The organism is Pseudomonas sp. 18.1.10 (assembly GCF_024655625.1).
Taxonomy (GTDB): Bacteria; Pseudomonadota; Gammaproteobacteria; order Pseudomonadales; family Pseudomonadaceae; genus Aquipseudomonas.
This window is the reverse complement of sequence record NZ_JANLGL010000172.1, coordinates 1-11682: the sequence shown is the minus strand read 5'-3', so window position 1 is coordinate 11682 and position 11682 is coordinate 1. Positions and strand designations below refer to the sequence as shown.

The 11682-nt window shown below is 61.0% G+C and carries 10 protein-coding genes; 7 read left to right on the top strand and 3 right to left on the bottom strand.

What is annotated here, in order from left to right; translation table 11 throughout:
• Positions 1 to 141: 141 nt before the first annotated feature.
• Both NUV89_RS22745 and NUV89_RS22740 read right to left on the bottom strand, forming a co-directional pair.
• Positions 142 to 1635, bottom strand: a complete 1494-nt coding sequence (locus tag NUV89_RS22745) for a CoA-acylating methylmalonate-semialdehyde dehydrogenase (protein WP_106577755.1) — start codon at positions 1633 to 1635, stop codon at positions 142 to 144.
• 39 nt (positions 1636 to 1674) lie between these two features.
• Positions 1675 to 3024, bottom strand: a complete 1350-nt coding sequence (locus tag NUV89_RS22740) for an aspartate aminotransferase family protein (protein ID WP_257783077.1) — start codon at positions 3022 to 3024, stop codon at positions 1675 to 1677.
• Between the two features lie 125 nt (positions 3025 to 3149).
• Here NUV89_RS22740 and NUV89_RS22735 point away from each other — a divergent pair, with 125 nt between their 5' ends.
• From NUV89_RS22735 to NUV89_RS22710, 6 genes are all read left to right on the top strand, one after another.
• Positions 3150 to 4070 (top strand): LysR family transcriptional regulator, encoded by a 921-nt coding sequence (locus tag NUV89_RS22735; RefSeq protein ID WP_124528145.1) that lies wholly within the window; start codon positions 3150 to 3152, stop codon positions 4068 to 4070.
• Between the two features lie 79 nt (positions 4071 to 4149).
• A complete protein-coding gene (locus NUV89_RS22730; protein ID WP_257783076.1) occupies positions 4150 to 5541 on the top strand; it encodes a uracil-xanthine permease family protein in 1392 nt (463 codons plus the stop codon).
• Positions 5542 to 5628: 87 nt separating this feature from the next.
• Complete coding sequence (locus tag NUV89_RS22725; RefSeq protein WP_257783075.1) at positions 5629 to 6288, top strand: TetR/AcrR family transcriptional regulator; 660 nt, start codon at positions 5629 to 5631, stop codon at positions 6286 to 6288.
• A gap of 12 nt (positions 6289 to 6300) precedes the next feature.
• Entirely contained in the window at positions 6301 to 6882 is a 582-nt protein-coding gene (locus NUV89_RS22720) for a YigZ family protein (protein WP_257783074.1), read from the top strand.
• Between the two features lie 34 nt (positions 6883 to 6916).
• Positions 6917 to 7603 (top strand): SDR family oxidoreductase, encoded by a 687-nt coding sequence (locus NUV89_RS22715; RefSeq protein ID WP_257783073.1) that lies wholly within the window; start codon positions 6917 to 6919, stop codon positions 7601 to 7603.
• Between the two features lie 238 nt (positions 7604 to 7841).
• On the top strand, positions 7842 to 9200 hold the full coding sequence (locus NUV89_RS22710) for an 8-oxoguanine deaminase (protein ID WP_257783072.1): 1359 nt from the start codon (positions 7842 to 7844) through the stop codon (positions 9198 to 9200).
• 137 nt (positions 9201 to 9337) lie between these two features.
• On the opposite strand, the gene NUV89_RS22705 is transcribed toward NUV89_RS22710, so the two are convergent.
• A complete protein-coding gene (locus tag NUV89_RS22705) occupies positions 9338 to 10423 on the bottom strand; it encodes a calcium:proton antiporter (RefSeq protein ID WP_257783071.1) in 1086 nt (361 codons plus the stop codon).
• Positions 10424 to 10617: 194 nt separating this feature from the next.
• Between NUV89_RS22705 and NUV89_RS22700 the strand changes: the two genes are divergently transcribed.
• On the top strand, positions 10618 to 11571 hold the full coding sequence (locus tag NUV89_RS22700) for an adenosine deaminase (RefSeq protein WP_207043748.1): 954 nt from the start codon (positions 10618 to 10620) through the stop codon (positions 11569 to 11571).
• Positions 11572 to 11682: the final 111 nt, after the last annotated feature.

Genomic DNA, 11682 nt, shown 5'->3' with positions numbered 1-11682 from the left:
GTTTCGACTGCGCCGGAAGTGGGGCGAATTATAGACATCTGAAATCTGCCGTCAATGCCTTTCTTCATATTTCTGTCATATAAGTCAGAAACACCCCAAAACCGCGAAAGCCGGCCCCGAGGGGCCGGCTTTCAGCCGACATTACAGGCTCGGGAAAGCAAACTGCGACGCTTCATGGCTGGCTCGCTGCGGCCAACGCTGGGTAATCGCCTTGCGACGGGTATAGAAACGCACACCATCCGGCCCATACGCATGCAAGTCGCCAAACAGCGAACGCTTCCAACCACCAAAGCTGTGATACGCCACCGGCACCGGCAAAGGAACGTTAACCCCCACCATCCCCACTTCAATCTCGTCACAGAACAGACGCGCCGCTTCCCCGTCACGTGTAAAGATGCAGGTGCCATTGCCATATTCATGATCGTTGATCAGTTGCATCGCCGCTTCCAGGCTATCCACCCGAACCACGCACAGTACTGGCCCAAAGATCTCTTCTTTATAGATACGCATCTCAGGCGTCACATGGTCAAACAAGCTACCACCCAGGAAGAAACCCTCTTCGTGACCGGCGACACTCAGACCACGGCCATCAACCACCAGCTTCGCACCCGCAGACACACCGTCCTCTATATAGCCACTGACCTTGTCCCGCGCCTGCCCCGTCACCAGCGGCCCCATATCCAGGCCGCACGACGTACCCGCGCCGATCTTCAGCGCCTTAACCTGCGGCACCAGCTTGGCGATTAACGCATCGGCCACCTGGTCGCCCACACACACGGCCACCGAGATCGCCATGCAACGCTCACCGCACGAGCCGTACGCCGCGCCCATCAAGGCACTGACTGCGTTATCCAGATCGGCATCCGGCATCAGCACCGCATGGTTCTTCGCTCCGCCCAGCGCCTGCACGCGTTTGCCGCGCTTGGTCGCTTCGGAATAGATGTACTCGGCAATCGGCGTCGAGCCCACAAAACTCAGCGCCTTCACTTCCGGCGCCTCGATCAGCGCATCCACCGCGCCTTTATCACCATGCACCACGCTCAGCACACCTTTAGGCAGGCCGGCTTCCTGCAACAGTTGCGCAATCAGCAGCGTCGAACTGGGATCGCGCTCCGAAGGCTTCAGGATGAAACAGTTACCGCACACGATCGCCAGCGGGTACATCCACAGGGGCACCATCGCTGGGAAGTTGAACGGCGTAATACCGGCCACCACGCCCAACGGCTGGAAGTCCGACCACGCATCAATGTTCGGTCCTACGTTACGGCTGTATTCGCCCTTCAGAATCTCCGGCGCCGAGCACGCATACTCGACGTTCTCGATCCCACGCTTCAATTCACCCGCCGCGTCTTCCAGCGTCTTGCCATGCTCTTCGCTGATTAACTGCGAGATACGCGCTTCGTTCTGCTCCAGCAATTGCTTGAAGCGGAACATCACCTGGGCACGCTTGGCCGGCGGCGTATTGCGCCAAGCCGGGAATGCGGCCTTGGCCGAGTCGATCGCCTGTTGAATGGTTTCACGACTGGCCAATGGCACCTGGTGGATCACCTGGCCAGTGGACGGGTTATACACGTCGGCACTACGGCCGCTGTCATTGACCAACTCACCGTTGATCAAGTGCTGGATAAGGCTCATGCGGGGCTCCTGGAAAATTGTTCTATATAGAAGGAGAAATCAGTCGATCGTGTTCAGCACTTCGCCGACCGCATCGAACAAGCGATCCAGGTCCTGCGGCTTGCTGTTGAAGGTTGGCCCGAACTGCAGGGTGTCACCGCCAAAACGCACGTAGAAACCGGCTTTCCACAAGGCCATGCCGGCCTCGAATGGCCGCACGATGGCATCACCGTCACGCGGGGCAATCTGGATCGCGCCGGCCAGGCCGTAGTTACGGATGTCGATCACGTTCTTGCTGCCCTTCAACCCGTGCAGCGCATTCTCAAAGTGCGGCGCGACTTCGGCTACGCTCTGCACCAGGTTTTCCTTCTGCAGCAGGTCCAACGCCGCCAGGCCGGCAGCGCAGGCCACCGGGTGAGCCGAGTAGGTGTAGCCGTGTGGGAATTCCACCGCATACTCCGGCGTCGCTTGGTTCATGAACGTCTGATAAATCTCGCTACTGGCAATCACCGCGCCCATCGGGATCGCGCCGTTGGTGACTTGCTTGGCAATGCACATCAGGTCCGGCGTCACGCCGAAGCTGTCGGCGCCAAACATCGAGCCGGTGCGGCCGAAACCGGTAATCACTTCATCGAACACCAGCAGGATGTTGTGTTGGTCGCAGATCTCACGCAGACGCTTGAGATAACCCTGTGGCGGCACCAGCACACCCGCGGAACCTGCCATCGGCTCGACGAACACCGCGGCGATGTTCGACGCATCGTGCAACTCGATCAGCTTGAGCAACTCATCGGCCAGCGCAATGCCACCCAGCTCCGGCATGCCACGGGAGAAGGCATTGCTCGCCAGCAAGGTGTGCGGCAGATGGTCAACATCCATCATCGCCTGACCAAAAATCTTACGGTTGCCGTTCACACCGCCCAAGCTGGTACCGGCGATGTTCACGCCGTGATAACCACGTGCACGGCCGATCATCTTGGTCTTGGTCGCCTGGCCCTTCAGGCGCCAGTACCCACGCACCATCTTCACCGCGGTATCCGCGCACTCGGAGCCGGAGTCAGTGAAGAACACGTGGTTCAGGTTGCCCGGGGTCAGGTCGGTAATCTTTTCTGCCAGCTGGAAGGACAACGGATGACCGTATTGGAAGCCCGGCGAGTAGTCCAAGGTGCCCAGTTGCTTGGCCACCGCTTCCTGGATTTCCTTGCGCGTATGCCCGGCGCCGCAGGTCCACAGGCCTGACAACGAGTCGTAGACCTTGCGCCCCTTGTCATCGATCAACCAGCTACCTTCCGCACCCACGATCAAGCGCGGATCACGCTGGAAGTTACGGTTGGCGGTGTACGGCATCCAGTGCGCGTCCAGCTTCAATTGGCTGGCCAGGGACGATGGGGCGTTTTCGGGCATGTTCATCAGCAAAACCTCGCAGGGCAAAAGGCAGCGTCGGGATTGAAAAGCGTTGTTGCAGCTAAATTGCCACGGCGATAAAGTCGGTGAAATTCAACTCTTCTAACCTTCAGTCAGGGCTTCACTAAACTATGAGCAGCCGTCGCCCCGATCCCCTGGCCCAAGTCAGCGACTTCGATATCCGCCTGTTGCGCATCTTTCGCAGCGTGGTGGAATGCGGCGGCTTCTCGGCGGCAGAGACCGTGCTCGGCATCGGCCGCTCCGCCATCAGCCAGCAAATGAGCGACCTTGAGCAACGCCTCGGATTAAGACTGTGCCAACGCGGCCGCGCCGGTTTCTCCCTGACCGAAGAAGGCCGCGAGGTCTACCAATCGGCGCTGCAACTCTTAAGCGCCCTGGAAAGTTTCCGCACCGAGGTCAACGGCCTGCACCAGCATCTGCGCGGCGAGTTAATCATCGGCCTCACCGACAACCTCGTCACCCTGCCCCATATGCGCATCACCCACGCCCTGGCGCAGTTGAAGGAACGCGGCCCGGACGTGCAGATCCAGATCCGCATGATCGCCCCCAACGAAGTCGAGCAGGGCGTACTCGACGGCCGCCTGCACGTCGGCGTGGTGCCCCAGGCCAGTGCCCTGTCCGGGCTCGAATACCAGCCGCTATACAGCGAACGCTCGCTGCTCTATTGCGCCGTCGGCCACCCACTGTTCTACGCGGACAACAAACAACTGGACGACGCCCGCATCGACAGCCAGGACGCCATCGCCCCCACCTTCCGCCTGCCCGCCGATATCCAGGCCCACTACCAGGCACTCAACTGCACCGCCAGCGCCTCGGACCGCGAAGGCATGGCTTTCCTGATCCTCACCGGCCGCTACATCGGCTACCTGCCCGATCACTACGCCAGCCTGTGGGTGCAACAAGGCCGACTGCGCGCGCTGAAACCGGCTACACGTTTTTACGATTTAAGCCTGGCATCGGTCACGCGCAAAGGCCGCCGCCCTCATTTGGTGCTGGAAAGCTTCCTGGAAAGCCTGGCGGCCACGCGTTAACTCGGGCACAAATGAAAAGCTGAGCAGTTGGACAGTTTTTTGCAAGAACCAGAGGACATAGACCCTGAGCTTGCCCGCCATGCCACCAGAATCCTCCAGCAGCGACCTGATCTACGGCCTCAACGACCGCCCAAAACCCGCACCGGCCTTCCTTGCCGCACTGCAACATGTGCTGGCCGCGTTCGTCGGCATCATTACCCCGCCGCTCATCATCGGCTCCACCCTGGGCCTGACCGCGCATTTGCCCTACCTGATTAGCATGGCGTTGATGGTCTCCGGCGTCGGCACTTTCATCCAGGCACGTCGGCCGTTTGGCATAGGCGCGGGGATGATCTGCCTGCAAGGCACCAGTTTTGCGTTTCTCGGTGCGGTGCTGTCGGCGGGCTTTTTGGTGAAACAACGCGGCGGCAGCCCGGAAGACATCATGGCGATGATCTTCGGCGTATGCTTTTTCGGCGCGGTGGTGCAGATCGTGCTGAGCCGCTTCATCGGCCAACTGCGCCGAGTGATTACGCCGTTGGTGACTGGCATTGTGATTACCCTGATCGGTATCAGCCTGATAAAGGTCGGCATCACCGACCTGGGCGGCGGTTTCAACGCCGCCGACTTCGGCGCCCCCACCAACCTGGCACTGGGCGTGTTCGTGGTGTTGACGATCATCCTGCTCAACCGCTCCAACACGCCATGGGTGCGACTCTCGGCCATCATCATCGGCCTCGCCCTCGGCAGCCTCGCCGCCTGGTTCAGCGGCAAACTCGTGCCCCAAGCCTTGCCCGACCTACCCCTGGTCAGCCTGCCGATCCCATTCCGCTTTGGCTTCAACTTCGACTGGAGCGCTTTCCTACCCATCGCGCTGATTTACCTGATAAGCAGCATCGAAACCGTCGGCGACCTCACCGCCAACTGCATGATCGCCCGCCAGCCCATCAGCGGCCCTTCTTATATAAGCCGGCTCAAGGGCGGCGTCCTTGGTGATGGCGTCAGCTGCATGATCGCCGCCACCTTCAGCGCCTTCCCCAACACCACCTTCGCCCAGAACAACGGCGTGATCCAACTTACCGGCGTGGCCAGCCGTTACGTCGGCTTGTACATCGGCGTGGTGCTGTTTTGCCTCGGCTTGTTTCCGCTGATCGGTGCAGTGCTCCAGCAAATCCCCAAGCCGGTATTGGGCGGCGCCACCCTGGTGATGTTTGGCAGCGTGGCCGCCGCCGGCGTGCGCATCCTCGCCCAGGCGCCGCTGGACCGGCGCAGCATGCTGATTATCGCCACCTCGTTCGGCGTCGGCCTGGGTATCGCCGCCCAACCGAACCTGCTGCATTTGATGCCGACCCTGGTGCAAAACCTGTTCGACTCGGCCATCACCAGCGGCGGCCTGACGGCCATTGTGTTGTGCCTGTTATTACCAGAAACCAAGGCCGGCAACCTTGCCGCAAACCACGCGCCGGAAAGCGACACCGTGGAATCGCTCTGACGGTTTTATTGCATCAGGACTTGTCTGAGGCTTGAGGGTGGGTTATCTGTGCACACGTCGTCTCTCTCGATCTGCACGGAAACCTCCATGAGCCTCGAAGTTCCTGCCCACAGCAACCCCGCCGGAAAACCCGCCAGCCGCATTCGGCAAAAGAACGAACAAGCAATTCTGCAGGCAGCTGAAGACGAATTCGCGCGCCATGGCTACAAAGGCACCAGCATGAACACCATCGCTGCCAGTGCCGGGCTGCCCAAGGCCAACTTGCATTACTACTTCACCAACAAGCTGGGCCTGTACATCGCGGTGCTCAGCAATATCCTCGAACTGTGGGACAGCACCTTCAACACGCTGACCGCCGAGGATGACCCCGCCGTGGCCCTGAGCCGCTACATCCGCACCAAGATGGAGTTCTCGCGGCGCCAACCCCAGGCCTCGCGGATCTTCGCCATGGAGATCATCAGCGGTGGCGAATGCCTCACCGAATATTTCAGCCAGGACTACCGCGCCTGGTTCAGTGGCCGCGCCGCCGTGTTCCAGGCCTGGATCGACGCAGGCAAGATGGACCCCATCGACCCCGTGCACCTGATCTTCCTGCTGTGGGGCAGCACCCAGCACTACGCCGACTTTGCCACGCAGATCTGCCGCGTCACCGGTCGCACCAAGCTGACCAAGCAGGACATGGAAGACGCCGGCACCAACCTGATCCACATCATTCTCAAAGGCTGCGGCGTCAAGCCCGCCCTATAAACGAAGCGACTTATGCCTTTCACCCTCACCGGCCTTTGCGAGTTTCATGAAGAAATCCGCAAAAGCCGCTTTATCACCCTCGCCGCGCCGATCACCAGCCCGCAGGACGCCCAGGCGTTTTTCGCGCAACACAGCGACTTGAACGCCACGCACAACTGCTGGGCGTGGAAACTCGCCGATCAATACCGCAGCAATGACGATGGCGAACCCGGTGGCACCGCTGGCCGACCGATCCTGGCCGCTATCGAAGCACAGGGTTTCGATCAGGTCGCGGTGCTGGTCATCCGCTGGTACGGCGGCATCCAGCTGGGCACCGGTGGCCTCGCCCGCGCGTATGGCGGCGGCGCGAACAAGTGCCTGCAAAACGCCGAGCGCATCGAGCTCATCAGCCGTGTACCGCTGAGTTGCGCCTGCAGTTTCTCGGAATTGAACCTGGTGAAACTGCGCGTCGCCGAATTGGGCGGCCTGGTTGTGGACGAATCCTTCACCGCCAACGGCGTCGAGCTACAACTCGCTGTGGGCGAAGCCCATATCGATACCCTGCAAATTCAACTCGCCGACCTTAGCCGTGGGCGTATCCTGCTCCAACGCTGAACTCCCTGAACCGCGACTCCAAAGGAAGCTTTTCATGTCTACGCCAAAAACCGCACTGATTATCGGCGCCTCGCGCGGCCTGGGCCTTGGCCTGGTCAAGCAACTGCTCCAGGACGGCTGGGACGTGACCGCCACCGTGCGCGATCCGAGCAAGGCCGACGCCCTCAAAGCCGTGGGCCCGGTGCAGATCGAGAAACTCGACATGGACGATCAGCAAGCCGTGCTCGCCCTGAGCCAGCGCCTCAAGGACCGCACCTTTGACCTGCTGTTCGTCAACGCCGGCGTCAAGGGCCCGGCGAACCAGGAGCCTGGCCACGCCACCCTGGCGGAAGTCGGCCAACTGTTCTTCACCAATGCCGTGGCACCGATCAACCTGGCCCAGCGCTTTGTCGGGCAGATCCGCAAAGACAGCGGCGTGCTGGCCTTCATGAGTTCGGTACTGGGCAGCGTGACCATCCCCGACGGCTCCGACCTCGCGTTGTACAAGGCCAGCAAGGCCGCGCTCAATTCCATGACCAACAGCTTCGTCACCCAACTGGGCGATCACAAACTCACCGTGCTGTCGCTGCACCCGGGCTGGGTGAAGACCGACATGGGTGGCGAAAACGCCCACATCGACGTCGACACCAGCGTGCGCGGCCTGGTGGATCAGGTAAATGCCTACACCGGAAAAGGCGGCCATCACTTCATCGACTACAAAGGCGACACCATCGCCTGGTAACCAAAATGTGGGAGGGGGCTTGCCCCCGATGGCGATGTATCAGTAACGAATATGTTGACTGGCACACCGCTATCGGGGGCAAGCCCCCTCCCACATTGATTGAACACACTTCCTACAGATGGACGAGCCCACGAACTACACGTAATCTAGCCCCTCGCCCTTACCGGCGACCCTGGATCAGCAGACAGGGCAACACTGAGCTGGCAAACCTGAACCCATCATTCAGAGGAGCCGGCCAATGCCTGCGACCCGTATCTGGTTAAAAAACCCCCTCGCGATTTTCACTGCCAATGGCCTCGACGCCCGTGGCGGCCTGGTGCTGCAAGACGGTGCGATCAGCGAAGTGCTGGCCTTGGGCCAAACACCCGCCCAGCCTTGCGCACAAACCTTCGATGCCCGTGAACATGTGATCCTGCCGGGCCTGATAAACACCCACCACCACTTCTATCAAACCCTGACCCGCGCCTGGGCGCCGGTGGTCAACCAGCCATTGTTCCCGTGGCTGAAAACCCTGTACCCGGTCTGGGCCCGGCTCACCCCGGAAAAACTCGCCCTCGCCACCAAGGTTGCGCTGGCCGAACTGCTGCTGTCGGGCTGCACCACGGCCGCCGACCACCACTACCTGTTCCCCGACGGCCTGGAAAACGCCATCGACGTGCAAGTGCAAAGCGTGCGTGAACTGGGCATGCGCGCCATGCTCACCCGCGGCTCCATGAGTTTGGGCGAAGCCGATGGCGGCCTGCCGCCGCAACAAACAGTGCAACAAGGCCAAGTGATCCTCGATGACAGCCAGCGCCTGATCCGCGAGTACCACCAACGCGACGACGGCGCGCAAATCCAGATCGCCCTGGCGCCGTGCTCGCCGTTTTCCGTCACCCCGGAAATCATGCGCGCCAGCGCCGCATTGGCTGACAGCCTCGATGTGCGTCTACATACGCATCTGGCGGAAACCCTCGACGAAGAAGACTTCTGCCTACAACGTTTTGGCCTGCGCACCGTGGACTACCTCGACAGCGTCGGCTGGCTCGGCCCGCGCACCTGGCTGGCCCACGGCATTCACTTCAACCCGGATGAAATCGAACGCCTCGGCGCCGCCGGCACCGGCATCTGCCATTGCCCAAGCTCGAACATGCGCCTGGCGTCCGGCATCTGCCCGACCCTCGACCTGCTCGCCGCCGGTGCGCCGATCGGCCTGGGCGTGGACGGCTCGGCCTCCAACGATGCGTCCAACATGATCCTCGAAGCGCGCCAGGCCCTGTATATCCAGCGCCTGCGTTACGGTGCGGAAAAGATCACCCCTGAAGGCGTGCTGGGCTGGGCGACCAAAGGTTCGGCGCAGTTGCTGGGGCGTACGGACATTGGCGAACTGGCCGTAGGCAAACAGGCCGACCTGGCGTTGTTCAAGCTCGATGAGCTGCGCTTCTCCGGCAGCCATGACCCGATTTCGGCGCTGCTGTTGTGCGGCGCCGACCGGGCGGACCGGGTGATGGTGGCGGGTAAGTGGCGGGTGATTGATGGTCAAGTGGAAGGCTTGGACTTGAAAGGCTTGATCGCCGATCACAGCCAGGCTGCTCGCCAGCTCATCGCCGGAACCTGATCCAGACGCCGATCAAAATGTGGGAGCGGGCTTGCTCGCGAAAGCGGCGTGTCAGTCGGTACATTAGTTGACTGATCCACCGCATTCGCGAGCAAGCCCGCTCCCACATTTGCCCCTGCAGAGGTCAGTAAATCCGACTAAAGGCCCAACAGCGACAACATGATAAACGTCGCAAACAACACAAAATGCGTCATCCCCTCAATGGCATTGGTCTCACCGTCGTTGAGGTTGATCGCACTGACAATCAGCGTGATAAACACCATCACCGTCTGCACCGGCGTCATCGCCATCTGGAACGGCTGCCCGGTGTAGAGCGCCATAGCCTCCATCACCGGCACTGTCAGGATCACCGTCGACAGGGAGGCCCCCAACGCGATGTTGACCACCGACTGCATACGGTTGGCCAAGGCCGCGCGCAACGCCGTCAAGATCTCCGGCGCCGCCGAAATCGCCGCCACCACAATCGCCGTAATCACTGGCGGCGCGCCCGTGCCTTCCAGGCCCAGGTCCAGGGTTTTCGACATCACCTCGGCCAACGCACCAATCACAATCACGCCAAACACCAAGGTGCCGATGGAAAACGCCAGGTTGATCGACGGCGCTTCTTCCGACGGTTTCTTGCCGCGTTTCTCCGGGTAGTTGTAGCTGAAGAAATAACTGTGCGGCCCCACCTGCATGCGCAGAAACAGGGTGTAGAGCACCACCATCGCGCCAATGGTGAAGGCCGAGTAAATTTTCCAGTCGGCCTCGGGGATAAATTCCGGCACCACCATCGACACGCCCATGGCGGTGAGGATCATCACGCTGTAGCTGCGCGCCGAGTCGTCGTTGTAGGACTGTTCGCCATGCTTGATGCCGCCCATCAGCGCGGCCAGGCCGAGGATGCCGTTGATATCGAGCATCACGGCGGAATAGATGGTGTCGCGCACCAGGGTCGGCGACGGCTCGTTACTCATCATGATCGCCAGGATCACCACTTCCACCAGCACGGCGGCGAGGGTCAGGATCATGGTGCCGTAGGGGTCGCCGACCTTTTCCGCGAGCTGTTCGGCGTGGTGCGCCACGCGCATCGAGGCGATCACGATAAACGCGATCAGCACCACCCCGCCGAGCAGCGCCACACCCTGGCCGCTGTTGAGCATCCAGTGCTCCAAGGGGTAGGCGGCGATGGCGGCAAGCAGCGCCAGCAACATGAATTTTTCTTGCTTGAGGGATGTGAGCATTCCGGGCCTTTTTGTACGGCAAATCAATCATTGATGGGGTACAGACTACGGCACGCTGCTAACGTTTCGTTACACCTTAGTTCACGCGGCCCTTGCGCGAATGCAACAAAAACAATCCTGCTGGTCAGGTTTTGCCAATTATTTCAGCCATGGCCTGTAGAATGCCGCCATTGCACCTGATGAGAATTTAGAAAATGTACGATTGGCTCAACGCCCTGCCCAAGGCTGAACTGCACCTGCACCTGGAGGGTTCGCTGGAGCCTGAGCTGCTGTTTGCCCTGGCCGAGCGCAACAAGATTGCGCTGCCGTGGAACGACGTCGAAACCCTGCGCAAGGCCTACGCCTTCAACAACCTGCAAGAGTTTCTCGACCTGTACTACAAGGGCGCCGATGTGCTGCGCACGTCCCAGGACTTCTACGACCTGACCTGGGCCTACCTGCTGCGCTGCAAAGCACAGAACGTGATCCACACCGAACCGTTCTTCGACCCGCAAACCCACACCGACCGTGGCATCCCGTTCGAAGTGGTGCTCAACGGCATCGCCGCCGCACTCAAGGATGGCGAGCAGCAACTGGGCATCACCAGCGGCTTGATCCTCAGTTTCCTGCGCCACCTGAGCGAAGCCGAAGCCGAGAAAACCCTCGACATGGCCCTGCCGTTCCGTGACGCGTTCGTGGCCGTGGGCCTGGACAGCTCGGAAATGGGTCACCCGCCGAGCAAGTTCCAGCGTGTGTTCGACCGTGCCCGCCACGAAGGCTTCCTCACCGTCGCCCACGCCGGCGAAGAAGGCCCGCCCGAGTACATCTGGGAAGCCCTCGACCTGCTGAAAATCCAGCGTATCGACCACGGCGTGCGCGCCATCGAAGACGAGCGCCTGATGCAGCGCATCATCGACGAGCAGATCCCGTTGACCGTGTGCCCGCTGTCCAACACCAAGCTGTGTGTGTTCGACGACATGGCCCAGCACAACATCCTCGACATGCTGGAGCGTGGCGTGAAGGTCACCGTGAACTCGGATGACCCGGCGTACTTCGGCGGTTATGTCACCGAGAACTTCCACGCGCTGCACACCTCGCTGGGCATGACCCAGGACCAGGCCAAACGCCTGGCGCAGAACAGCCTGGATGCGCGACTGGTCAAGCCATAACCCGCATTCCCTGGATGAATGCAGGCTAAATGTGGGAGCGGGCTTGTGTGGGAGCGGGCTTGCTCGCGAAGGCAGTGTGTCAGCCAATACATTACGTGGCTGGAACACCGC